Below are 23,697 nucleotides of genomic sequence, written 5' to 3'. Positions count from 1 at the left end.
CTCATGACATCCAGGACCAACGCCGCCATCGACGCGCGCCGCATCGCCGCCACGCCGCGCGGCGTCGGCATCGGCTTTCCCATCTATGCAGAGCGCGCGCTCAACGCCGAGCTGTGGGACGTCGAAGGCCGGCGCTACATCGACTTCGGCTCGGGCATCGCGGTGCTCAACACCGGCCACCGGCATCCGCGCGTGGTCGAGGCCATTCGCGCGCAGCTCGATTGCTTCACCCACACGGCCTACCAGGTGGTGCCGTACGAAAGCGTGGTGTCGCTGGCCGAGCGCCTGAACCGCCTCACGCCCGGCACGCACGCCAAGAAGACCGCCTTCTTCACGACCGGCGCCGAGGCGGTCGAGAACGCGATCAAGATCGCGCGCGCCGCCACGCGCCGGCCCGGCGTGATCGCGCTGGGCGGCGGCTTTCACGGCCGCACCTTCATGGGCATGGCGCTCACGGGCAAGGTGGTGCCGTACAAGACCGGCTTCGGCCCCTTTCCCGGCAGCATCTTCCACGTGCCCGCGCCGATTGCGCTGCATGGTGTGTCGGTGGACGATTCGCTGCGCGCCATCGACAAGCTGTTCAAGGCCGACATCGAACCCGAGCAGGTGGCGGCCATCATCCTGGAGCCGGTGCAGGGCGAAGGCGGCTTCTACGCCGCGCCGCCCGCCTTCATGCGCGCGCTGCGCGAGATCTGCGACCGCCACGGCATCCTGCTGATCGCCGACGAGATCCAGACCGGCTTCGCGCGCACCGGCAAGTGGTTTGCCATGGACCATCACGACGTGGTGCCCGACCTCATGACGATGGCCAAGAGCCTGGCCGGCGGCACGCCGCTGTCGGCCGTGTGCGGTCGCGCCGAGATCATGGACGCGCCCGCGCCCGGCGGCCTCGGCGGCACCTACGCTGCCAATGCGCTGGCCATTGCGGCGGCGCATGCGGTGCTCGACGTGATCGAGGACGAGCGCCTGTGCGAGCGCGCACAGGTGCTGGGCGACCGGCTCAAGGCGCGCCTCGAAGGGCTGCGCGCCAGGGTGCCGCAGATCGCGGACGTGCGCGGCCTGGGCGCGATGGTGGCGGTCGAGTTCGCCGGGGCCGACGGCGCGCCCGACCCCGAGTTCACGAAGCAGGTGCAAACCCGAGCGCGCGACGCGGGCTTGTTGCTGCTGACTTGCGGCGTGCACGCCAATGTGGTCCGCTTCCTGTTCCCCCTGACCATCGAAGACGCGGTGCTCGGCGAAGGCCTCGACATCCTCGCCGCCGCATTGCAAGCCTGAGACAAACCACCCATGCCACTGAAACTCCAAGACCCGACCCTGCTGCGCCAGCAGGCCTGCATCGCCGGCGCCTGGGTGAATGCCGACAACGGCACCACCGTCGCCGTCACCAACCCCGCCACCGGCGAGCACATCGGCACCGTGCCGATGTGCGGCACCGAGGAAACCGTGCGCGCCATTGCCGCCGCCGAGAAGGCGCAGAAGGCCTGGGCCAAGGTGCCCGCCAAGGAACGCTCGGCCATCCTGCGCAAGCTCAACGACCTGATGCTCGCGAACGTGGACGACCTCGCGCTGATCATGACCACCGAGCAGGGCAAGCCCCTGGCCGAGAGCCGCGGCGAGATCGCCTACGCCGCCTCGTTCATCGAGTGGTTCGCCGAAGAAGCGCGCCGCGTGTACGGCGACACCATTCCCGCGCCGCAGGCCGACCGCCGCATCCTGGCACTCAAGCAGCCCGTGGGCGTCACCGCCGCCATCACGCCCTGGAACTTTCCCACCGCCATGCTCACGCGCAAGGCCGGGCCCGCGCTCGCGGCCGGCTGCGCGATGGTCGTGAAGCCGGCCACGCAGACGCCGTTCTCGGCGCTGGCCTTTGCCGTGCTCGCCGAACGCGCGGGCGTGCCCAAGGGCCTGCTGTCGGTGCTCACCGGCTCGGCCAGCCAGATCGGCGGCGAGATGACGCGCAGCCCCATCGTGCGCAAGCTCACCTTCACGGGTTCGACCGAGGTGGGCCGCACGCTCATGAAACAGTCGGCCGACACCATCAAGAAGCTGTCGCTCGAACTCGGCGGCAACGCGCCCTTCATCGTGTTCGACGATGCCGATGTGGATGCCGCCGTCGAAGGCGCGATGGTCTCCAAGTACCGCAACACCGGCCAGACCTGCGTGTGCGCGAACCGCTTGTACGTGCAGCGCGGCGTGCTCGAGGCCTACACGCAGAAGCTGGTGGCCAAGGTCAACGCGCTGAAGGTCGGCAACGGCACCGAGGCCGGCGTGAACCAGGGCCCGCTGATCGACGCCAAGGCGGTCGAGAAGATCGAGGAGCACGTGGCCGACGCCGTCGCCAAGGGCGGCACCGTGCTCGCGGGCGGCAAGCGCCATGCGTTGGGCGGCCTGTTCTACGAGCCGACCGTGATCGGCGGCGCCACGCCCGACATGCTGTTCGCGCGCGAGGAAACCTTCGGCCCGCTGGCGCCGATCTTCGCGTTCGACACCGAGGCCGAGGCCATCGCCGCGGCCAACGACACCGAGTTCGGCCTGGCCGCGTACTTCTACAGCCGCGACATCGGCCGCATCATGCGCGTGGCCGAGGCACTCGAATCGGGCATCGTGGGCGTGAACACCGGGCTGGTGTCGACGGCCGAGGCGCCCTTCGGCGGCGTCAAGCAGTCGGGGCTGGGGCGCGAAGGCTCGAAGTACGGGCTCGACGACTTCCTCGAAGTGAAGTACGTGTGCCTTGCGGGGCTGGACAGCTAGGAACGCGCTGCCCGTGACAACGTACCAAGGCGCTTGCCACTGCGGCGCGTGCCGCTTCGAGGTGGACACCGACCTCGACCATGTCCGCAGCTGCAATTGTTCCGTGTGCCGGCGCCGCGGCGCGCTGATTCACCGCGTGCCCGCATCGGCGCTTCGCCTGCTCACGCCGCTGGAAGACCTCACGGTCTATGAATGGCACACGCGGACCGCACGCGACTACTTCTGCCCCACCTGCGGAATCATGCCGTTCCGGATTCCCAGCGCGCCGACCGCGCAAGAGACGGCCGAAGGCAAGCTGCCGTTCACGGGATGGGCCATCAATGCGCGCTGCCTGGAAGGCGTCGATCTGGCCAGCGTGCCGGTCCGGCTCGTGAACGGCGCGGACCTGTCCTGAGGCTCAGCTCAGGAGCCAGTGCACGCTGAACAACCGCTCGGGGTCGGTCCACACCGCCCCGACGCGGAAGCCCGCGCGCACCGCCAGGGCCTGCAGGCCTTCGACGGTGAACTTGTGCGAGTACTCGGTGTGCAGGGTCTCGCCTTCCTCGAACGAGAAGCGCTCGCCGCGCAGCTGCACGCTCTGCGCGCGCCGGCTCACGAGGTGCATCTCGATGCGCCGCATGGGCGCGTTGTAGAAGGCCGCGTGCGAGAAGCCGTCGAGGTCGAAGTCGGCCGACAGCTCGGCATTCGCGCGCCGCAGCAGGTTGAGGTTGAACGCCGCCGTCACGCCCTGCGCGTCGTTGTAGGCCGCGTGCAGCCGGTCGGGGTCCTTCACCAGGTCGACGCCGATCAGCAGGCCGCCGCCGCGCAGCATGCGCGCCGCAAGCTGCAGGAACGCCAGCGCCTCGTCGGGCTCGAAGTTGCCGATGGTCGAGCCCGGGAAGAAGCCCACGCGCCGCCCCGCCCCGGCCAGGGGCGCGGGCAGCACGAGCGGCATGGTGTAGTCGGCCGCGATGGGCTGCACCGCGAGCGCCGGGTAGTCGGCCTTCAGGCGCGCCGCCGCGGCTTCGAGGTGCTCGCCCGAGATGTCGATCGGCAGGTAGCGCTTCGGCGATTCGAGCGCGTCGAGCAGCAGCCGCACCTTGGTGAGCGAGCCGGCGCCGAACTCGACGATCTCGGCGTTCGGCCCGATCTGCGCGGCGATCTCGCCGGCGCAGGCGCCCAGGATGCCCAGCTCGGTGCGCGTGGGGTAGTACTCGGGCAGTTCGCAGATGCGGTCGAACAGCTGCGAGCCGGCCACGTCGTAGAAGAACTTGGGCGAGATGTGGCGCGGCGTGCGCGCCAGGCCGGCCTGCATGGCACGGCCGAACTCGGACCACGGGGCGGTGTCGGGCGGGGTCGCTGCTTCCTGCCGCTGCAGGTGGCTGGCGAGGGCGAACGGGGCGGTCGGATTGCGCATGGTGCTCGGCTCCATCGAGGTGTCGGTCAAAGGTCTTTCGCGAGCCGCAGCCCCGAGAACTGCCAGCGTGCCGCCGGCGGAAAGAAATTGCGGTAGCTCGACCGCGTGTGGCCGGCCGGCGTGGCCACGCTGCCGCCGCGCAGCACCAGCTGGCCCACCATGAACTTGCCGTTGTATTCGGCCGCGATGCCGGGCAGCGGACGAAAGCCCGGGTACGGGTCGTACGAGGAACGCGTCCATTGCCAGACGTGGCCGCTCATCTGCGCGATGCCGGGCGCGTCGAAGGCGGCTTCCCATTCGAACTCGGTGGGCAGCCGTGCGCCGGCCCATTCGGCGTACGCGGCGGCCTCGTAGAAGCTCAGTTGGGACACGGGCGCGTCGGCCTCCATCGGCCGCACGCCGTGCAGGCCGAACACCTGCCAGCCGCCGGGCGCGGCAGGACCGCCGCCGGCGCCGAGGGTGGCAATGCGCGGGTCGTCGGCTTCGAGCCAGTAGGCCGGGTGGCGCCAGCCCTGGGCCTGCACCGTGGCCCAGCCGTCGGACAGCCACAGCTCGGGCCGGCGGTAACCGCCGTCGGCGATGAACTGCGCGTAGTCGCCGCAGTTCACCAGCCGGTCGGCGATGGCATAGGGGCGCAGCAAGGCGGCGTGGAGCGGCGTCTCGTTGTCGAAGCAAAAGCCCTCGTCCGCATGCCCGACCTCGACCGTGCCGCCCGGCTGTTCCAGCCAGCGCACCTCGGCCGGCACGGCGGCCAGCCGCCGCGCGGGGCCGCTCGCGGGCTTGTACGCCGGCAGCAGCGGGTTGCACGACAGCGCATGCAGGATGTCGGTGAGCAGCAGCTCCTGGTGCTGCTGCTCGTGGTTCAGCCCGAGCGCGACGATGGCCTCGATGGCCGCCCAATCGAGCGCCTCCGGCGCCGCGAGCAGCGCGAGCACCGCGTCGTCGACATGGCGGCGGTAGGCGTGCACTTCATCGAGCGAAGGCCGCGTGAGCAGCCCGCGCTGGGGGCGCGGGTGGCGCGGCCCGAGCGCCTCGTAGTAGGAGTTGAAGAGGTAATGAAAACGCGTATCGAAGGGTTGGTACCCCGCCGCATGCGGCTGCAGCAGCACGGTCTCGAAGAACCACGTCGTGTGCGCCAGGTGCCACTTGGTCGGGCTGGCGTCGGGCATCGACTGGATGCACTGGTCCTCGGCGGACAGCGGCGCGGCCAGCGCCACGCTGGCGGCGCGCACCGTGCGGAATTGCTCGCGCAAGGCGCTCGCCACGGGGGCGATCGGCCGGGAAAACGTCATGGTGTCTCCAGTTCGAAGGTGTGAATGAATCCGCCGTGTCCGAGCGGCCCGCGCAGGCGTGTGCCATCAAGGCGCAAAGCGCAGTCGCAGCTCGGGCTGCGGCGAGCATTTGCAACGCCGAGGGCACGCGTCTGCGCGGGATGAGCGGGCATGGCGGGTTCGTTCACACCTTCTCAGATGAGCCGGAAGTTTTAGCCCATTCGGGCGACAAAAGCACGTAGGACAAGACGCCGCCGCCGCGCCGCCACGGGAGCCCGTCCTGCGCCTGGACGCCCCGGCCCGCTGCGTATGATCCGGGCGATGCAAACCCCCTCTCCTTCGGCCAGGCCCCACGTTGTCATCATCGGCTGCGGTTTCGGCGGACTCGAGGCAGCGCGCAAGCTGCAGCGGGCCGACGTCGATGTGACGGTGATCGACAAGACCAACCACCACCTGTTCCAGCCCCTGCTGTACCAGGTGGCGACCGCCGGGCTCGCGGCGCCGTCGATCGCGGCGCCGGTGCGCGCCCTGTTCCGCAAGCAGGCCAACGTGACCACGCTGCTGGCCGAGGTGACGGGCATCGACCCGGCCGCGCGCACGGTGCAACTGGCCGATGGCAGCCAGGTGGCCTACGACCACCTGATCGTGGCGGCCGGCGCCACGCACAGCTATTTCGGGCACGACGAATGGGCGCCCGCCGCGCCGGGCCTGAAGACGCTGGCCGACGCCTTCGAAATCCGCCGCCGCGTGCTGATGTCCTTCGAGACGGCCGAGACCACCGCCGACCCCGAGCGCCGCCGCGCGCTGCTCACCTTCGTGGTGATCGGCGCCGGCCCGACCGGCGTCGAGATGGCCGGCACGCTGGCCGAGATCGCCAAGCACACGCTCGCGGGCGAATTCCGCCGCATCGATCCCGGTAGCGCGCAGGTGCTGCTGGTCGAGGGCGGCCCGCGCGTGCTGCAGGCCATGCCCGAAAGCCTGAGCCAGAAGGCGCTCGAACAACTGGAACGGCTCGGCGTGGAAGTGCGGCTGAACGCGCGCGTCACCGCCATCGACAACGCCGGCCTCGAGGTGCAGACCGGCGGCGGCCCCGACGGCGCGCCGCTGCAGAGCTACCGCATTCCCAGCAGCTGCGTGGTGTGGGCGGCCGGTGTCGCGGCCTCGCCGCTGGGCCGCCTGCTCGGCAATGCCACGGGCGTCGAGTGCGACCGCGCGGGCCGCATCAAGGTCGAGCCCGACCTGAGCCTGGCCGGCCACCCCGAGATCAGCGTGGTGGGCGACCTGGCCGCCGCCATGAGCCACGCGCCCGGCAAGCCGCCCAAGCCGGTGCCCGGCGTGTCGCCCGGCGCCAAGCAGGCCGGCCGCGCGGCGGCGGCGAACATCCTGCGCCGCCTGGCGGGCCAGCCCACCGTGCCGTTCCGCTACGCCGACTACGGCAACCTGGCCACCATCGGGCGCAACTCGGCCGTGGTCGACCTGGGCACGCCCTTCGGCCCGCTGCGCTTCAGCGGCCGGCCCGCGTGGCTGTTCTGGCTGTTCGCGCACGCGTACTTCCTCATCGGTTTCCGCAACCGCGTCGTCGTGATGTGGGACTGGGCCAGCGCCTACTGGAGCTTCCAGCGCAACGCGCGCGTGGTGGCCGACGTGCAGGGCCGCAGCGAGTCGTAAGCACTTCCCACGCCGCGCGATGACGTTGCTCTGGTGGGTCGTCTTTCATGCGCTCGATGCGCTGTTCTGGCTCTGGATCCTGCGCTGGGGTGGCGCGGCCTGGCTCGAAGGCACGTTTCTCTCGGGCTTTCTCGTGAGCATCTTCGCGCCGCGCTGGGGCGCCGAGGGCCTGCGCATGTTCGCGCTGCTGATGCTGATCGTGTGCGCGATCAGCTTCGTCTGGGGCCTGCTCATGCCCGAGATGCGCTGCTGGTACTCGGGCCACTGCTGAAGCCCCGAGGGCGCCCCGCGAGGCGCCCCCTTGGCTGCGTCAGCTGCCGATCACCCCGCCGTCGATCTTCGTGATGACCACGGTCGCCGAGCGCGGCCGGCCCGCGCCGTCGGGCCACTTCGACACCGCGAGCGGGCGCTCGGGGTCGCTGCGCTCGTTGGCCGGCTCGCCCGGGTGCTGGATGTTGATGAACAGCGTGCGCAGGTCCGGCGTGGCCGTGAGACCGGTGATCTCGCAGCCGGCCGGGCCGAGCAGGAAGCGGCGGATCTCGCCCTTGGTCGGGTCGCAGGCCAGCATCTGGTTGTTGGGCAGGTTCGTGTAGTCGCCCTTGCCGAGCGTGGAGGTCGACACGTCGGTCTGGATCCACAGCACGCCGCGCGCATCGACCATCAGGCCGTCGGGGCTGCCGAAGGCGTCGCCCTTGACGTTGCCCTGCGCCTCGTAGCGCGTCTGCTTCGGGTCGCCCGCGAGCACGAGGTGGTTCCACGCGAACTTCGTGGCGTCGAGGTCGCCGCTTTCCTTCCAGCGGATGATCTGGCCCATCGTGTTGTTGGAGCGCGGGTTGGCCGCGTCCATGAAGGGCTGGCCCGGGGCGCCGCGGTTGCTGTTGTTGGTGAGCGTGCAGTAGACCTCCTTCGTCAGCGGATCGACGGTGGTCCACTCGGGGCGGTCCATCTTCGTGGCGCCGAGGAGGTCGCTGGCCTGGCGCGACTTGATGAGCACGTCGCCCTGCGTCGCGAAGCCCTTGTCGGCCACCAGCCCGCCCTTGCCCTGCACCAGCGGCAGCCACTCGCCCGTGCCGTCGACGTCGAAGCGGCCCACGTACAGCGTGCCGTGGTCGAGCAGCTCGCGGTTGGCGGCGGCGCCGCCGGGGCGGACCTTGTCGCGGCTCACGAACTTGTAGATGTATTCGAAGCGCGAGTCCTCGCCCATGTAGACCACGGCGCGGCCGTCGTCGGTGAGCGCCACGGCGGCGCCTTCGTGCGCGGCGCGGCCCAGTGCGGTGCGCTTGCGCGGCGTCGAGCTCGGGTCTTGCGGATCGATCTCGACCACCCAGCCGTAGCGGTTCGATTCGTTCGGGTGCTTCTCGACGTCGAAGCGCTCTTCGTGCTCGTGCCAGCGGTACTTGGCGCCGTTGCCCTTCTTGAGGCCCCAGCGCTTCTGGTGCGCGTCGGGCGTGGCGGTGCCCTCGAAGTAGTCGGCGAAGTTTTCCTCGCAGGTCAGGTAGGTGCCCCACGGCGTCTGGCCGTTGGCGCAGTTGTTGAAGGTGCCGAGCACCTGCGTGCCCGAGGGGTCGCCCGCGGTACGCAGCATCGGGTGGCCGGCCGCGGGGCCGGTGAGCGTCATCGGCGTGAGCGCGGTGATGCGGCGCGCGAAACGCGAGGGCAGCACCTGCTGCCAGGCCGCGCCGTCGCGCTGCAGCTCGATCACCGACACGCCGTGCGCGTGCATCGACTTGCGCACCTTCGCAGCGCTCCAGGTCTTCATGCCGTCGGTGTGCAGCAGGCCGTCGTCCACGTACTCGTGGTTCAGCACTAGCAGGCCGCGGTTCGATCCGTCCAGCGGAAAGAAGGCCATGCCGTCGTGGTGCATGCCGGCCTGCAGCGCCTGGTCGTCGGCGGAGTCGGAAGCGTCGGTCTTGAAGGCGGGCATGCGACCCGCGATGCCGGTGGGGTCGCCCCAGCGGTACAGCACCTGCGTGCGATAGCCCTCGGGCACGACGACCTGGTCGACCGCCGCCATGGGCACGCTCTTGAAACCGATGGCGCGGCCCAGGCCGCTCACGGCGTTGCTGCTACTGCCGCTGCCCGTGCTGGCACAGCCCGCCAGCGGACCGAACAGGCCCGCTACGGCCGCCGCCAGGCCGCCGCGCACGAAGACCCGCCGCTGCGGATCGGACACGTCGTGGATGGTGGGATTGCCGGAGGGGTTCGAGTCCTCCATGCGCGCGAAGTCTTTGGCCATGTCCTGAAGGTCCGTGGGAATCGTGGGAACCCGCGATGCTCCCGCGCCCCCATGAAGCCGTCATGACAGGGGTTCGAAGCGCACGTCGCCCCAGGGCCGCGAGCCGCCGTGGTTGTTGCCGTTGCGCGGCTGCTCCCGCCGTTCGCGACGCCAGTCCCAGGGCGGCGTCGGCGCGGTGTCGGCCCACAGACCCAGGTGCTGCGCACGCGCCGCGGCCTCGAGGCGGAACAGGTCGCCGCCGCGCTTCTTCGCGATGCCGTGGTAGTCGTAGACCCAGGCCCAGCCTTCGGCCACCAGGCGGCGGCCGGCGTCTTCGCCGTTGCAGCGCACGTCGGCCACGGTGCGGCCGTAGCGGTCGGTGTCGCGCTCGGTGATGACGGCCTTCTCGGCGTAGCACAGGCGGCTCAGCGCCTGGCGGCTGCGCTGGCCGTAGGGCTGCGCTTTCTCGGGCGCGTCGATGGCGGCAATGCGCACCTTCACCTGCTCGTAGGCACCGCTGCGGCCGCAGCGCGCGGTGAGCGTGTCGCCGTCGCTCACGCCCACGACGAGGCAGATGCGCGGCGACGCGGCGTGGGTCAGCAGCGGGAGGGAAAGGCCGAGGGAAAGAAGCAGGAAGGCGGGACGAAAGCGCATGCAAGAAGGAAGCAGAACACGGGGCCAAGAATGGCCGACGATTCTCGGCGCGAAGTGCGCGCTTCGCCCTGCGGATGCATTTGTTTTCGTCTTCGCTCAGCGCGTGGCCGGCGCGGCCGTCGACTTGCGCACCACCAGCTCCGGGCGCAGCACCACGGTGGAGGCCGACAGCGCCTGCCCGTCGATCTCCTCGAACAGCATCTCGGCCGCGCGCCAGCCGAGTTCGCGGTGCGGCAGGCGGATGGTGGTGAGCGGCGGATCGACCATGTCGACCAGCGGCATGTCGTTGTGGCCGGTGATCGAGATGTCCTTCGGCACGCGCAGGCCGGCCTCGCGCAGCGCGTCGTAGGCGCCCAGCGCCACGAGGTCGTTGCAGCAGACCACGGCCTGCGGCGCGGCGCCGGCCGCGAGCATCTGCTTCATCGCGGCCGCGCCCGCCTCGCGGCTGTAGCTCGCGCACTCGACGATGCGCGCCGGCTTCATGCGGTGGTCGCGCAGCGCCTGCTCCACGCCCAGCAGGCGGCCCACGCCGGTGGGGATGGTCTGCGGCCCCGCCAGGTGCGCGATGCGCTTGTGGCCCAGGCCCACGAGGTGGTCGACCGCGAGCTTCATCGCCAGCCGGTCGTCGCTCACCACGGCGGGCAGGCGGCCGGTCTCGTCGGCGCGGTTGACCAGCACCGCCGTCATGCCGGCCTTGGCGACGAAATCGACCAGCGGGTCGTCGCGCGTGGCGGTGGCCAGGATCACGCCGTCCACGCGCTGCGCCAGCATGCGCTCGAGCACCGGCCGCGCGAGCGCCGGGTCGACCACGTTGGTGACGAACACGAAGTAGCCGCGCGCGGCCGCGCTGGCCTCGATGCCCTGCAGGATCGGCGGGAACACCGCGTTGGTGATGTCGGGCACCAGCACGCCGATGGTGTGGGTGCGGCCCGTGCGCAGCGCCGAGGCCGCGCGGTTGGGCCGGTAGCCCAGGCGCTGCGCGGCCTCCTCGACCACGCGCAGCACCTCGTCGCTGATCAGCGAGCGCTTCTCGGGGCTGAGCGCGCGCGACACGGTCGACACATGCACCCCGGCGGCACGGGCGACGTCGCGGATGGTGACGGGGCTGGTAGGGGGATGGGTGCTCATTGGTGCAAACGATTGTTGGTCATCCGAAGCGCCACGGCTGGCGAATTCCCATTCTGGCATCCCGGATACCCGCCATTTTACTTTTTGGGAATCTGTCTTAAGATCATGCAAACGATTGCAAGGATTGCAGATGAACATCGCCACCTCCCCCGATTCGGTGCTCGGCTTTGCGCTCGACGCCATGCAACGCACCCCCGATCCGCGCCTGCGCACCGTGATGGACGCGCTCACGCGCCACCTGCACGCCTTCGTCCAGGAGGTGAAGCTGACCGAGGAAGAGTTCGAGCAGGCGCTCGAATTCATCGTCGCCATCGGCCACGCCACGGGCGAGACCAAGAACGAGGTGGTGCTGGCGGCCGACATCCTGGGCGTGTCCACGGTGGTGGCGCTGCAGAACAACCAGGACCCGCACGGCGAATCGCCGGCCGCCTTGCTGGGCCCCTTCTGGCGCGCCAACTCGCCGGCCTGCGCGGCGGGCGAAAGCATCGCGCGCTCGGGCACGCCCGGCACGCCGCTGGAGGTGACGGGCACGGTGCGCGACGTGAGCGGGCAGCCGATGGCCGGCGTCACGGTCGACGTGTGGCAGGCCTCGCCGGTCGGGCTCTACGAGAACCAGGACCCGGAGCAGGACGACATGAACCTGCGCGGACGCTTCACCACCGATGCCGAGGGCCGCTTTCATTTCCGCAGCGTGCGCCCCGCCGGCTACCCGGTGCCCACCGACGGGCCCTGCGGCGTGCTGCTGCGCGCGCAGCAGCGCCACCCGAACCGTCCCGCGCACCTGCACTTCATGCTGAGCAAACCGGGCCACAAGGTGCTGGTCACGCAGGTGTTCGCCGACGACGACGAGAACCTGGAGAGCGACCCGACCTTCGGCGTGACGCGCCAGCTCATCGGCCGCTTCGCGCTCGCGCCCGACGGCGGTAGCGCCACGCTGCAGTACGACTTCCAGCTCGAGCCGGGAGAAATGAAGTTCCCCCGCCCACCGATCCCCTGATTCCGCAACTTCCCTTCATCCCATGAGCTTCGATCCCCAATCCCGACTCCACGGCAAGATCGCCGTCATCACCGGCGGCCTCGGCGCCATCGGCTACGCCACGGCCACGCGGCTGGCCGCGCTGGGCGCCACCTGCGTGCTGCTGCACCGCGGTGGCGACAACAACAACGCCGCCGCGCGCGCCGCCGCCCTGCCCTCGGACAGCGGCCAGCGCCACGGCGCGATCCGCGCCGACATCGTCGACACGCCGAGCCTGCAGGCCGCCGCCGCCGAGGTGAAGGCCGCGCACGGGCGCTGCGACATCCTGGTCAACAGCGCGGGCCACACGCAGCCCGTGCCGGCCGGCGACCTCGATGCGCTGACCGACGAACTCATCGACGACCTGCTGCGCGCCAACTTCCGCGGCGTGTTCGCCACCATCCGCGCCTTCGCGCCGATGCTCAAGGCCACCGGCGACGGGCTGGTGGTCAACATCTCGTCCATCGCCGGCTTCACGGGCGTAGGCAGCAACCTCGCGTATGTCGCGGCCAAGGCCGGGCTCGACGTGGTGGGCGACGCACTGGCCAAGGCGCTGGCGCCGGCGGTGCGCGTGGTGTCGGTGTCACCGGGCGCGGTCGAGTCGGGCTTCGTGCCCGGGCGCGGCGCGGAATTCGCCGACAAGATGGCCAGCACCACGCCGCTGGGGCGCATCGGCAAGCCCGACGACGTGGCGGCCACCGTGGAAGCGCTGGCCACCACGCTGCGCTTCGTCACCGGCACGCGCATCGTGGTCGACGGAGGGCGCCACCTGTGAACAACGCGAAGACGCTCATCACCTGCGCCGTCACGGGCAACCTCGTGAAGCCCGAGCAGACGCCGCACCTGCCGATCACGCCGGTGCAGATCGCCGACGAATGCCTGGCCGCGGCCGAAGCCGGCGCGGCGCAGGTGCACATCCACGTGCGCCACCCCGAGACGGGCAAGCCCTCGATGGAAGTCGAGCTGTACCGCGAGGTGGTCGACCGCATCCGCCGCGAGAACCGCGAGCTGATCGTGAACCTCACGACCGGGCCGGGCGGGCGCTTCATTCCCAGCGAGGACGATCCGAAGATCGCCGCGCCCGGCACCACGCTGCTGCCGCCCGAGAAGCGCGTGGAACACATCGCGCTGATCCGGCCCGACGTGTGCTCGCTCGACCTCAACACCATGAACTCCGGCCCCGACGTGGTGATCAACACGCCGAAGAACGTGCGCCGCATGGCGAAGGTGATGCGCGAGGCCGGCGTGAAGCCCGAACTGGAGATCTTCGACTCGGGCGACATCCACCTGGCGCTGGACCTCATCGCCGACGGCACGCTCGACGGGCCCGCGATGTGGACCTTCGTGCTCGGCGTGAAGTACGGCTTCGCGCCCACGCCCGAGACGCTGCTCTATGCGCGCAACCTGCTGCCGCGCGGCGCCTTCTGGAGCGCCTTCGGCATCGGCCGCACGGAGTTCCCGATCGTCGCGCAGTCGTGGCTGCTGGGCGGCCACGTGCGCGTGGGCATGGAAGACAACATCTACCTTGAGAAAGGCGTGCTGGCCGAAAGCAATGCGCAGCTCGTGGCGAAGGCGCGCGACATCCTGCGCAGCCTGGGCGGCGAGGTCGCCAACCCGCGCGAGGCCCGCGCGATGCTGGGGCTGGCCGACACCCGCGCCGTTCAGGGAGCTGCACGATGAGCGCCATCCTTCATGAACCCCGCGCCCTGCGCGTGAACGGCAAGGCCGCCAACCTCGACGCGCTGCACCTGGAGGCCGCGCCGCAGCCCGAGCCCGTGGCGCCGCCCGGCCATGCCGTGGTGCGCGTGGCCGCCGCCGCCGTGAACCCGAGCGACGTGAAGGCCGCGCTGGGCCTGATGCCGCAGGCCGCCTGGCCGCGCACGCCAGGGCGCGACTTCGCGGGCACCGTCGTGAGCGGCCCTTCGGAATGGGTCGGCCGCGAGGTCTACGGCTCGGGCGGCGATGTCGGCATCACGCGCGACGGCTCGCATGCGCGCTACCTCGTGCTGCCCGAAGCAGCGCTGCGCGCCAAGCCCCAGGGCATCTCGATGGACGAGGCCGGCGCGGTGGGCGTGCCCTTCGTCACGGCCTACGAGGGCTTCCGGCGCTGCGGCATGCCGCAGGCGGGCCAGACGGTGCTGGTGCTGGGCGCCAATGGCAAGGTCGGGCAGGCGGCGGTGCAGCTGGCCGCGCAGGCCGGCGCGCGCGTGATCGCGGTGCAGCGCGGCCCGGGGCCGTTCGCGGGGTTCGCGAGCGCGCCGGTCGACGTGGTCGATGCGCGCCACCACGCCGACGTGGGCGCGCAGGTGCGCGAGCTCACCGACGGACGCGGCGCGCACCTCGTCTACAACACCGTGGGCAGCGCCTACTTCGAGGCCGCCAACAAGGCGATGGCCAAGGGGGCCACCCAGATCTTCATCGCCACGCACGACCGCGCGGTGCCCTTCGACATCTTCGCGTTCTACCGCGGCATGCACACCTACGTGGGCATCGACTCGCTGGCGATGGACTGCGTGGCCTCCACCGCGCAACTCGACGCGATGCGCGAAGGCTTCGAGCGCGGCACGCTGAAACCCTTTCCCGTGGCACGCCACTTCGCGCTCGACGAAGCGATCGATGCCTACCGGCTGGTGCTGTCGGGCAGCACCGACCGCGTCGTGCTGCGCCCCTGAACCTCGAGGACACCCACCATGCATGTGACCCGTTTCAGCGAGGCGCCGCACTACGAGGCGCCCAACCACTTCGACATGCGCTGCCTGCGCCTGCAGGGCAAGGAAGCCGGCCCCTCGACGCAGATGTGGATGGGCATGAGCCAGATCCTGCCCGGCGGTCGCACCGGCCTGGACGGCTCGCCGATGGAAAAGCTCTACCTCGTGCTCGAGGGTGAGCTGCACATCGTCGGCGAACTCGACGGCGCGCACCAGGAAGACGTGCTCCTGCCCTACGACAGCTGCCGCTTCGCGCCCGGCGAGAGGCGCCAGCTCGAGAACCGCAGCAACCGCCCGGTGCTGGTGGCGCTGGTGATGGCGAACGCACCGCCCGCCTGACGCACTCCTTTCCCAGCCAGTCATTCATCGCTCGCACCAACCAATCAACGGAGACAAGACGCATGAAGAAGACATTCCCCTGGAGCCGCCGACAGGCGCTCACGGTCGCCGCGGCACTCGCGGCCTGGACGCTCGGCGGCGCGCACGCACAAGGCGCGTGGCCGGGCACGCAGCCCATCAAGCTGGTCGTGCCCTTCACGGCAGGCAGCGGCACCGACATCGTCGCGCGCCTGGTCGCCGAGAAGCTGGGGCCCGCGCTGGGCACCAGCGTGATCGTGGACAACCGCCCCGGCGCGGGCGGCACGCTGGGCGCGGCCATCGCGGCCAAGGCGCCGGCCGACGGCTACACGCTGCTGGTGCATTCGGCTGGCCACCTCGTGAACCCGTGGATCTACAAGGGCCTGTCGTACGACACGCTGAAGGACTTCACGGGCGTGACGCCGATGGCCAGCCTGCCCAACGTGCTGGTGACCTCGCCTTCGCACTTCACCGACGTGAAAGACCTCGTGGCCAAGGCGAAGGCCAAGCCCGGCGGGCTGAACTACGGCTCCGCGGGCAACGGCTCGGCCACGCACATGAATGCCGAGGTGTTCCGCCTCGCGGCCGGCGTCGATGCGCAGCACGTACCCTTTCGCGGCACGCCCGAAGCCATGACCGAGGTGATGGCCGGGCGCGTCGACTGGTTCTTCGCGCCGATGGTGTCGGCGCTGCCGCTGATCAAGAGCGGCAAGCTCAAGGCACTGGCCGTGGGCACCGCCGGCCGCTCGTCCGCCCTGCCCGATGCGCCCACCACCGTGGAGGCCGGCGTGCCGGGCTCGGCCTACCTGTTCTGGGTCGGCCTGTTCGCGCCCACCAAGACACCGCAGCCCGTGGTGGAACGGCTGCAGGCCGAGGTCGCGAAGATCATGGTGTCGCCCGAGCTGAAGGAACGGCTGGAGAAGCTCGGCGCCGAGCCCTTCACCATGCCCTCCGCGCAGTTCAACAAGTTCATCGCCGACGAGACCGCGAAGGCGCAGCAGGTGGTCAAGGCCGCGGCCATCAAGGTGGACTGACCTCAGCGCAGCAGCGCAATCAGCACCGGCGCAAGCCCCGCACCACCGGCCACGGCGGCAGCACCGGCGCCCCACGCCACGGCGCGCGGGCGGTACGGCAACAGCAAGGCCACCGGCAACGCACCCGCCGACAGGAAGCCCAGCCACGCGACCGTCCCGACCGTCGGGCCCCAGGCCAGCACGCAGGGTACGACGGCGGCGACGAGCAGCAACGCGCCGATCACGCGCAAACCCGTGCGCCGGCGCGCGGGCACTTCGCGTCCGCGCGTCAGCTGCTCGTGGTGCCGGTCCATGGCAAAGCTCAGGCACGCCATGCCCGCATACGCCAGCGCAAGGCCAAGCAACGAAGCCCATGCCGCCGTCATCGCACCACCTTCTTCAGCAGATGGCGCAGCGCGCCCAGCGCCGCAAGCCCGAAGGCCACCACGCCCAGTTCGACGCCGAGGCTTTCCCAATCACTGCGCGACAGCTGCGCCAACAAGTGATCGCCCGTGGTCACGAAGTTGAGCACCGGCAGCAGCAGGCACAGCGCAGCCAGCGCACCGAGCTGCTCGCGCCACGCGCGCGCCGGCTGGCGCACGAAGGCATGCACCAGCGCCAGCGCCCACAGCGCGAAGAAGACCTGCAGTTCGCGGTCCGCGCGGTGCCCGATGCCCACCGGCACCAGCCGGTTGGCCCACAGGTAACCCACGCAGGCGATCGCCAGCCCGGCGATGGCCGCGACGTTCAGCGCTTCGACCAGCCGGTAGACCCGCGCCGTCGCGCCGCCGAACTCGCCCAGGTGCTTCTGCCGGCGCTTGACGATGAACAGCACGGCGCCCGAACCCATCATCGCGGTGCCCGCGAGCCCGCACAGGAAGTAGAGCCACTTCATCGGCCAGCCGCCGAAGGTGACCATGTGCAGCCCGCTCATGGCCGACTGCGCGAGCATGGCGGCCCCTCCGTCCGCGGCGCCCGGCAGGCGCACGCGCTGCACCTCGCCGGTGGCGGCCGAGAACTGCACCATGCCGGTGGTGGCGCTGAGCCGGCGCGCGGATTCGTCGTCGCCGTTCCATCCGTACACGCCGATGCGCGCCTCCGCGTCGCCCGGGTGGTCGATGACGACCGCGCGCACCGGTTGGCCCATGCGCTCCTGGCCGCGTGCCGCGAAGGGTTCGAGCACGGGCACGGGCATCGCGCGACCGGTGGCGGCGGGCTTGTCGCTGTCGCCCAGCTCGGACACGAAGCGCACCTGCGCCTGCGGGCCCGTGCCGTAGTGCAAGACCTTGGGGGCCGGCATGAAGCTGGTGCCCGAGATCACGAGGCCGGTGTAGGCGATCATGAACTGGAAGGGCAAGGTCAGCACCGCCACGGCGTTGTGCGCGTCGAGCCAGCTGCGCTGGCCTTTCTTCGGCCGGAAGGTGAAGAAGTCCTTGAAGATGCGTTTGTGCGTGATGACGCCCGACACCAGCGCCACCAGCATCGCCATCGCGGCGATGCCGACGATCCACAGGCCGACGGTGCCGGCGTGCAGCTCGTAGTGGAAGTCGACGAAGTGATGGCCGCCGAGCGTGGCGCGCGCCGCGTGGCCGCCGTCTTCCTTCAGCGGCTTGCCGGTGGCGGGGTCGAGCGCAACGCCCGCGTACTGGCGGTTGGCGTCGAACCAGAACACGCGCAGCTCGCCACCGCCCTGCGCGTCCGAAGGCCACAGCTCCCACATCGAGGCGCCCGGGTGGTGCTCGGCCATGTAGGCCATGCCCCAGGCCAGGCGCTGCGCGCGGTCGGCCGTGGGCTCGCCCTTCTCCTTCTTGGCTGCGGCGGCTTCCTCGGCGTGGTGCTCCGGCGTCATCCAGTGGGTGATGGGCTCGTCGAACACGGCCAGCGTGCCGGTGAGGAACACCGCGAACAGCAGCCACGAGAACCACAGGCCGCACCAGGTGTGCAGCCAGGCCTGGGCTTGGCGAAAGCCCCCTTGCGAGGGCGCCTTGGTTGTCTTCGTGCTCATGCCCCGCCTCCCGCGCCGCGCAAGGCCAGGCCGAGCCCGGCCAGCACCACGGCCGGCAGCAGCAGGCCGGCCCACGCACGCGGCAGCGACACGGGCGCGAACGCCCAGATCACGGCGACGGTGTAGACCGCGAAGCTGAACTGCATGCCCCCGAGCGCGGCCTCGGCGGGGCCGGCCGGCAGCACGGCGGCCAGGAAGACGGCAGCGGCCGAGGCCAGCGCGTAGCCGCCAAGCACGGCGGCCGCGACGCGGGACAGCAGCCGCAGGGCGGGAGAAAAGGAGGAGGTGCGGGTGTTCATCGGGGACCGGAAAACGGGGCGCGGACATGCGCCCCTCCCCTACATGACAAACGAGAACGAAAAAAGGGTCATGCCCCCTGCCTTTTTCCGGTCAGAACGCGTAACTGAGCGTCGCCACCGCGTTGCGCGGCGTGCCGAAGTAGGCCTGCCCGTCGATGTTGCTGTAGTACTTCTTGTCGAAGAGGTTCTCGATGTTCAGCTGCAGCGCCAGCTTGGGCGTGAAGGCGTAGCGCGCCATCAGGCTCACGACCGCGCGCGAGCCCTGCTGGTAGCGCAGGTCGACGTCGCCCACGCTGTACGCGTAGGAGGTGCGGTTCTGCCAGTTGACGCCGCCGCCCAGCGTGAGCCGGTGCCACGCGCCGGGCAGCCGGTAGGTGGTGAACAGCGTGGCCTGCGTGGTCGGCATGGCGGTGTTGATGCGGTTGCCGTTGCCTTCGCGGCCCAGCGTGCGCGCGATGCCCGCGTTCAGCTGCCAGCCCGGGGCCAGTTCGCCCGACACCTGCAGCTCGATGCCCTTGCTGGTCACGCCGCGTGCGCCGTAGTAGGCGCCTTCGCTCGAGTTGGGCACGAGCTTGGTGCCGTCGCGCTGCGCCACGTTCTCCTGCTCGGCACGGAAGACGGCGATGGAGGTGTTGAGCTTGCCGTTCAGGTGCTCACCCTTGAGGCCGATCTCGTAGCTCTTGCCGGTCACCGGGTCGAGGTACGCACCGCTGGCGTCGCGGTAGTTCTGCGGCTGGAAGATGTCGGTGTAGCTCGCGTACACCGAGTAGTTCTCGCTCAGGTCGTACACCAGGCCCGCGTAGGGCGTGAACACCTCGTGCTTGCGCGTGACCGGTGCGTCGGCGGTCAGGCGCGTGGAGCGCCAGCTGTTCTGGCGCCCGCCCACGATGAGCTTGAGCGAATCGGCCAGCGACAGGCGCGCGGCGCCGTAGGTGCCGGTCTGGCGCGTCTTGGTGATGGCCGAGACCTTCAACGGGTCCCAGCCCGGCTCGGGGTACGACGCAGCGTTCCAGTCGTAGAAGTTGCCGGTGTCGGGCAAGGGGCTGGTGCGCGGATGGCTCGCCTCCACGTAACGTGACTGGCTGTTGCTGACGCCCACCACGAGTTCGTGCGTGCGGCCCAGCAGCGTGAACGGGCCGGTGGCCTGCAGGTCGAAGCTGTTCTGGCGGAACTGGTGCTCGAAGTAGCCGGGCAGCGAGCCCAGCCCGGTGCCGGTGAGGCGGTCGAGGTCGCCGTACAGGTACAGCAGCTTGGCGTTCTGCCTGCTCTGCCGGTGCGAGCCGTTGGCCTTGAGCTTCCAGCCGTTGTCGAACTGGTGCGTGAGGTTCGCGAAGGCGGTGGTGGTGGTCGTGTCCCAGTGGGTCCACGGCGTGCCGAGGGTCTTGGAGCGGTCCCAGCGCGTGGCTGTGCCGTCGCTGAAGGTCAGCGGCAGGCCGCCCCAGGTCGACGAGGTGGGCCGCGTGGCCTGTGACTCGATGCCCACGCTCAGCGTGGTGCTGGGCGTAAGGTCGGCATCGACCACGCCGTACAGCACGTGCTTGCGGCCGTGGTACATGTCGATGAAGGAGTCGCGGTCTTCCGTCATGCCGATGAGGCGGGCGCGCACGCGGCCGTCTTTCGTCACCGGCGCCTGCAGGTCGACCGTGCCGCGGCGCAGGTTCCACGAGCCCAGCGCGAGCGATGCGTTGCCGGCAAACACCTTGCTGTCGGCGTGCTTGCGCACCAGGTTCACCGAGGCCGAGGGGTTGCCCGCGCCGGTGAGCAGCCCCGTCGAGCCGCGCACGACCTCGATGCGGTCGTACAGCACCGGGTCGTTGGTGGAAGCGCCGAAGAAGTCGGTGGTGACCGTGGTCGGCACGCCGTCGTACTGGTAGTTGTCGATGTAGAAGCCGCGCGCGTACAGGTCGGTGCGGTCGCTGTCGGAGCTCACCGAGAACACGCCAGGCACGCTCTGCATGGCCTGGCCGAGCGACAGCAGGTTCTGGTCGTCGATCTGCTGGCGCGTGATGACGGTGACCGACTGCGGCGTCTCGCGCGGCGAGAGCGCGAGCCCGGTGGCCGCCGCCGTGGCGCGCGTGGTGTAGGCGCCGGTGCCTTCGGTGGTGCCGCTGCGGTCGGCCTCGGCCGTGACGGTGACGGGCGAGAGCGTGTCGATACCGCCGGCCCCTGCGGCGGGCGTGCCGGCCTCGCGGCGGTTCAGCGTGTAGCTGCCGTCGGTGCGCGCCACCACCTGCAGGCCGCTGCCCGCGAGCAGGCGCTCGATGGCTTCGCGTGCGGTGTAGCGGCCGGCCACCGCAGGGCTGCTGCGCCCCTGCGTGAGCGCGGGGTCGAACGACAGCGCGATGCCGTTGCCCGCCGCAAAGGCGGCGAGCGTGCGGCCCAGCGGGCCGGCGGGAATGTCGTAGGCGCGGGACGCGGCGGCGTCGAGCGAGGACGACTGCGCCTGCGCGAAAGCCGGCCCTCCCGCGCCGGCCAGGCCGCCGAGGGCAAGCGCCATCAGGGCATGGCGAAGGACGGTGTTCAGGCGGCGCTCTGCGAACGGGCGCAAGGCGGACGGGCGGGGTGCAGACATGGAGACGGGCCTTTCGGTTGGGCAACGGTGGGTTCTTCACCCTCCTTGCCAGCCGAAACGAAAAAAAGTCTCACCCCCGGATCGATATATTTTTCGAAGCGCCCGTCGCGCGCTCTTCGGGTGCCGCACGCGGCACCAGCGTGACCCAGTAGCCGCGCAGGCGCGTGGCCGCGTCCACCGGATACGTCGACACCAGCATGCGCAGCACACCGTCGGTGTCGGCCAGCGGAAAGGCGCCCGAGACGCGCAGCTCGGCCACCGCCGCGTCGCACTGCAGCAGCCCGGGGCGATAGCGCGACAGCTCGGCGGCGAAGTCGGCCAGCCGCATGCCGTCGGCGAGCAGCATCCCTTGGGTCCACGCCAGCACCGAGGCGTCCGCCGGGCGGAAGTCGTCGATGCCGTCTGCCGTGAAGCGGGCCTGCTGCCCCGCCGGCAGCACGCGCGCGGCGGCGCGCTCGGGCGTGATGCGCACCGCGCCTTCGAGCACGGCGATGTGGGTGGCGCCGCCCGCCTCCTTGCGCACGCTGAAGCGCGTGCCCAAGGCTTCCAGCGTGCCGCCGGCGCTGGCCACGCGGAACGGGCGGTGCGCGGCGGCGGGGTCGGGCGCGGTGGCGATGAAGATCTCGCCCGCCTGCAGCACCACGCGGCGCTGCGTGCCGTCGAAGTGCACATCGACCGCGCTGGCGGTGTTGAGCGTGAGGCGGCTGCCGTCGGCCAGCCGCAGCTCGCGGCGCTCGCCGGTGGCGGTGCGGTGCCCGGCCATCCAGCCGCGCTCACCGGCCGTCTCAACCACCTGCCAGCCGAGCCAGCCGGCGGGCACGGCCGCCAGCAGCGCGGCCAGCCGGCCGAGGGTGGCGCGGCGGTTGTTCGCGTTGCCGCGCGCGGGCCGCGCGAGCGACGACATCGCCAGCGCCGGCGGCAGGCCGCCGAGCTTGTTCATCAGCTGCTCGGCGCGCGCCCAGGCGCGTGCGTGGTCGGGATCGCTCTGGCGCCAGCGCTCGCAGGCGCGGCGGTCTTCGTCGGTGACGGCGCTGTCGTGCAGCCGCATCAGCCATTCGGCGGCTTCGTCGAGCACGCGAGGCGCAAGTGCTGACGTTTCGAAATTCATCGCGCTCATCAGAATGCCTTCGTGCTTCGCACTTCGGCGCGAGCTTGCTTGGGGCGGCCCGGCGCGGCGCTCATGCCATCACCGCCAGGCAGCCCCGGAAGCCCTGCTGCATGTAGCGCTTGACCGTGACCAGCGACACGCCCAGCTCGCGCGCGATGTCCTCGTACTTCATGCCGTCGAGCTGCGACAGCAGGAAGGCCCGGCGCGCGAGCGGCTTGAGGGCGTCGAGCATCGCGTCGATCTCGTGCAGCGTCTGCAAAATCACCAGCCGCTGCTCGGGCGACGGCGCCTCGGGCTCGGGCATGACGGCCAGCGCCTCGAGGTAGGCCCGTTCCAGCGCCTGGCGCTGGTACCAGTTCACGAGGATGTTCTTGGCCACGCTCGTGAGGTAGGCGCGCGGCTGCGCGATGACCTCGGGGTTGCGCGCCGTCAACAGCCGCGCGAAAGTGTCCTGAGCCAGGTCGGCCGCGTCGCACGAATTGCCGAGCTTCTTGCGCAGCCACGACTGCAGCCAGCCGTGGTGGTCGCTGTAGAGGGTGTGGACTTGCTGGAAGGCGGCTTCGGCAGCGGACATGGCGGGCGGCACGGCGGCGGGGGCTCCGCCTACAAATAAGAATTATTCTCATTTTAAGCAAAAAGGCCGCAGTGCCGCCCTGCCCGTCCTGTCCGCACTGCGGACAGCGTGGCTCAGGCCGGCCGGGCCGCCGCGAGCGCCACCGCGTCCGCGCCCGCCGGATAGCGCAGCGTCGCCGCCGAGTCGTTCGCGGCGCGCCAGACGGCCTCGGCCACGTCGGCCGCCGTGGTCACGGCCGTGGGGTTGCCCAGCGCCGCGAAGACGCCCTGTGCCAGCGGTGCGTAGTCCGGCGGGATCAGGCCCTGCATGCGCTGCGCCCCGTTCTCGGTGAACCGCGTGCCGGGCCCGTAGCCCGGCTCGACCAGCTTCACGCGCACGTCGAACGCCGCCAGCTCGAAGGCGAGCGAGGCGGTAAAGCCCTCGATGGCGGTCTTGCTCGCGGTGTACGCGGCCACCAGCGGCATCGGCGCGAGCGTGACGCTCGAGGTGACGTTGACCAGCAGCCCCGAGCGCCGCGCCCGGAACTGCGGCAGCACGGCCTGCGCCATGGCCATCATGCCGAAGGTGTTGGTCTCGAACACCTCGCGCACGGTGGCCATGGGCGTGGCTTCGAAGGCGCCGAAGAGACCGACGCCGGCGTTGTTCACGAGCACGTCGATCGGGCCCGCGTTCTCGATGGCGGCGGCGATGCTGTCGGGTTGCGTCACGTCGAGCGGCAGCACGCGCAGGTTCGGCGCGTCGGGAAAGAGGTCGTCGCGCGGCGTGCGCATGGTGGCGACGACGCGCCAGCCCTGGGCGTGGAAGTGACGCGCGGTGGCCAGGCCGTAGCCGGACGAGCAGCCGGTGATCAGTGCGGTTTTCAATGGGGTTCCTTGGTGGTGGGTGATGAAGAGCCCCAACGATAGGGACGACCGACCGGACTTGCTACCATCGAACGTCGTCATTTCTTTTGCAGGAGTCCAG

23 protein-coding genes are annotated in these 23,697 nt (G+C 70.7%); 11 read left to right on the top strand and 12 right to left on the bottom strand.

What is annotated here, in order from left to right:
- The first annotated feature begins 3 nt into the window (after positions 1 to 3).
- The 3 genes from gabT to ACAM52_RS04920 are packed head-to-tail and all read left to right on the top strand — an operon-like array spanning position 4 to position 3,145.
- Positions 4 to 1,275: a 4-aminobutyrate--2-oxoglutarate transaminase gene (gabT, locus tag ACAM52_RS04930; protein ID WP_369646300.1), complete on the top strand. Its 1,272-nt coding sequence runs from the start codon at positions 4 to 6 to the stop codon at positions 1,273 to 1,275.
- 12 nt (positions 1,276 to 1,287) lie between these two features.
- The gene (locus ACAM52_RS04925) at positions 1,288 to 2,751 is read left to right on the top strand and encodes an NAD-dependent succinate-semialdehyde dehydrogenase (RefSeq protein ID WP_369646299.1); all 1,464 of its coding nucleotides are present in this window, start codon (positions 1,288 to 1,290) and stop codon (positions 2,749 to 2,751) included.
- A gap of 13 nt (positions 2,752 to 2,764) precedes the next feature.
- On the top strand, positions 2,765 to 3,145 hold the full coding sequence (locus ACAM52_RS04920; protein ID WP_369646298.1) for a GFA family protein: 381 nt from the start codon (positions 2,765 to 2,767) through the stop codon (positions 3,143 to 3,145).
- A gap of 3 nt (positions 3,146 to 3,148) precedes the next feature.
- Here ACAM52_RS04920 and egtD read toward each other — a convergent pair whose 3' ends face one another.
- Together egtD and egtB are read right to left on the bottom strand one after the other, a co-directional pair.
- Positions 3,149 to 4,147 (bottom strand): L-histidine N(alpha)-methyltransferase, encoded by a 999-nt coding sequence (gene egtD / locus ACAM52_RS04915; protein ID WP_095747679.1) that lies wholly within the window; start codon positions 4,145 to 4,147, stop codon positions 3,149 to 3,151.
- A 26-nt stretch (positions 4,148 to 4,173) separates the two neighbouring features.
- Complete coding sequence (egtB, locus tag ACAM52_RS04910) at positions 4,174 to 5,439, bottom strand: ergothioneine biosynthesis protein EgtB (RefSeq protein ID WP_369646297.1); 1,266 nt, start codon at positions 5,437 to 5,439, stop codon at positions 4,174 to 4,176.
- A 300-nt stretch (positions 5,440 to 5,739) separates the two neighbouring features.
- On the opposite strand from egtB, the gene ACAM52_RS04905 reads away from it, so the two are divergent.
- Entirely contained in the window at positions 5,740 to 7,086 is a 1,347-nt protein-coding gene (locus tag ACAM52_RS04905; protein ID WP_062477668.1) for an NAD(P)/FAD-dependent oxidoreductase, read from the top strand.
- Positions 7,087 to 7,105: 19 nt separating this feature from the next.
- Positions 7,106 to 7,357: a hypothetical protein gene (locus tag ACAM52_RS04900; protein ID WP_095948968.1), complete on the top strand. Its 252-nt coding sequence runs from the start codon at positions 7,106 to 7,108 to the stop codon at positions 7,355 to 7,357.
- Between the two features lie 39 nt (positions 7,358 to 7,396).
- Here ACAM52_RS04900 and ACAM52_RS04895 read toward each other — a convergent pair whose 3' ends face one another.
- From ACAM52_RS04895 to ACAM52_RS04885, 3 genes are all read right to left on the bottom strand, one after another.
- Positions 7,397 to 9,322 carry a PhoX family phosphatase gene (locus ACAM52_RS04895; RefSeq protein WP_369646296.1) on the bottom strand — a complete coding sequence of 642 codons (1,926 nt, stop codon included), beginning with the start codon at positions 9,320 to 9,322 and terminating at the stop codon, positions 7,397 to 7,399.
- A gap of 60 nt (positions 9,323 to 9,382) precedes the next feature.
- Positions 9,383 to 9,955: a thermonuclease family protein gene (locus ACAM52_RS04890; RefSeq protein ID WP_369646295.1), complete on the bottom strand. Its 573-nt coding sequence runs from the start codon at positions 9,953 to 9,955 to the stop codon at positions 9,383 to 9,385.
- Positions 9,956 to 10,051: 96 nt separating this feature from the next.
- Positions 10,052 to 11,083: a LacI family DNA-binding transcriptional regulator gene (locus ACAM52_RS04885; protein WP_369646294.1), complete on the bottom strand. Its 1,032-nt coding sequence runs from the start codon at positions 11,081 to 11,083 to the stop codon at positions 10,052 to 10,054.
- 130 nt (positions 11,084 to 11,213) lie between these two features.
- Between ACAM52_RS04885 and ACAM52_RS04880 the strand changes: the two genes are divergently transcribed.
- From ACAM52_RS04880 to ACAM52_RS04855, 6 genes are all read left to right on the top strand, one after another.
- Complete coding sequence (locus tag ACAM52_RS04880) at positions 11,214 to 12,080, top strand: dioxygenase (RefSeq protein ID WP_369646293.1); 867 nt, start codon at positions 11,214 to 11,216, stop codon at positions 12,078 to 12,080.
- Positions 12,081 to 12,102: 22 nt separating this feature from the next.
- The gene (locus ACAM52_RS04875; RefSeq protein ID WP_159270886.1) at positions 12,103 to 12,873 is read left to right on the top strand and encodes an SDR family NAD(P)-dependent oxidoreductase; all 771 of its coding nucleotides are present in this window, start codon (positions 12,103 to 12,105) and stop codon (positions 12,871 to 12,873) included.
- A complete protein-coding gene (locus ACAM52_RS04870) occupies positions 12,870 to 13,778 on the top strand; it encodes a 3-keto-5-aminohexanoate cleavage protein (RefSeq protein ID WP_354343710.1) in 909 nt (302 codons plus the stop codon). The genes ACAM52_RS04875 and ACAM52_RS04870 overlap by 4 nt, the downstream gene beginning before the upstream one ends.
- Positions 13,775 to 14,770 carry a zinc-binding alcohol dehydrogenase family protein gene (locus tag ACAM52_RS04865; RefSeq protein ID WP_369646292.1) on the top strand — a complete coding sequence of 332 codons (996 nt, stop codon included), beginning with the start codon at positions 13,775 to 13,777 and terminating at the stop codon, positions 14,768 to 14,770. The genes ACAM52_RS04870 and ACAM52_RS04865 overlap by 4 nt, the downstream gene beginning before the upstream one ends.
- A gap of 18 nt (positions 14,771 to 14,788) precedes the next feature.
- On the top strand, positions 14,789 to 15,145 hold the full coding sequence (locus tag ACAM52_RS04860) for a cupin domain-containing protein (protein ID WP_369646291.1): 357 nt from the start codon (positions 14,789 to 14,791) through the stop codon (positions 15,143 to 15,145).
- Between the two features lie 62 nt (positions 15,146 to 15,207).
- A complete protein-coding gene (locus ACAM52_RS04855) occupies positions 15,208 to 16,197 on the top strand; it encodes a Bug family tripartite tricarboxylate transporter substrate binding protein (protein WP_369646290.1) in 990 nt (329 codons plus the stop codon).
- A gap of 2 nt (positions 16,198 to 16,199) precedes the next feature.
- On the opposite strand, the gene ACAM52_RS04850 is transcribed toward ACAM52_RS04855, so the two are convergent.
- From ACAM52_RS04850 to ACAM52_RS04820, 7 genes are all read right to left on the bottom strand, one after another.
- Positions 16,200 to 16,562: a DUF3325 domain-containing protein gene (locus tag ACAM52_RS04850; RefSeq protein ID WP_369646289.1), complete on the bottom strand. Its 363-nt coding sequence runs from the start codon at positions 16,560 to 16,562 to the stop codon at positions 16,200 to 16,202.
- On the bottom strand, positions 16,559 to 18,181 hold the full coding sequence (locus ACAM52_RS04845; RefSeq protein WP_369646288.1) for a PepSY-associated TM helix domain-containing protein: 1,623 nt from the start codon (positions 18,179 to 18,181) through the stop codon (positions 16,559 to 16,561). The genes ACAM52_RS04850 and ACAM52_RS04845 overlap by 4 nt, the downstream gene beginning before the upstream one ends.
- Entirely contained in the window at positions 18,178 to 18,480 is a 303-nt protein-coding gene (locus ACAM52_RS04840) for a DUF3649 domain-containing protein (RefSeq protein WP_139705706.1), read from the bottom strand. Before ACAM52_RS04840 ends, ACAM52_RS04845 begins: the two co-directional genes overlap by 4 nt.
- A 91-nt stretch (positions 18,481 to 18,571) precedes the next feature.
- Positions 18,572 to 21,052 (bottom strand): ferric-rhodotorulic acid/ferric-coprogen receptor FhuE, encoded by a 2,481-nt coding sequence (gene fhuE / locus ACAM52_RS04835; protein WP_369646287.1) that lies wholly within the window; start codon positions 21,050 to 21,052, stop codon positions 18,572 to 18,574.
- A 70-nt stretch (positions 21,053 to 21,122) separates the two neighbouring features.
- Complete coding sequence (locus ACAM52_RS04830; RefSeq protein WP_369646286.1) at positions 21,123 to 22,169, bottom strand: FecR domain-containing protein; 1,047 nt, start codon at positions 22,167 to 22,169, stop codon at positions 21,123 to 21,125.
- A gap of 61 nt (positions 22,170 to 22,230) precedes the next feature.
- Positions 22,231 to 22,734, bottom strand: a complete 504-nt coding sequence (locus ACAM52_RS04825) for a sigma-70 family RNA polymerase sigma factor (RefSeq protein WP_153282851.1) — start codon at positions 22,732 to 22,734, stop codon at positions 22,231 to 22,233.
- Between the two features lie 113 nt (positions 22,735 to 22,847).
- On the bottom strand, positions 22,848 to 23,597 hold the full coding sequence (locus ACAM52_RS04820) for an SDR family oxidoreductase (protein WP_369646285.1): 750 nt from the start codon (positions 23,595 to 23,597) through the stop codon (positions 22,848 to 22,850).
- Positions 23,598 to 23,697 lie beyond the last annotated feature (100 nt).

It is taken from the genome of Variovorax sp. V118 (assembly GCF_041154445.1).
GTDB lineage: Bacteria > Pseudomonadota > Gammaproteobacteria > Burkholderiales > Burkholderiaceae_C > Variovorax > Variovorax boronicumulans.
Note: the sequence above shows the minus strand (reverse complement) of the source record. Positions and strands in the feature narration are given on the sequence as shown.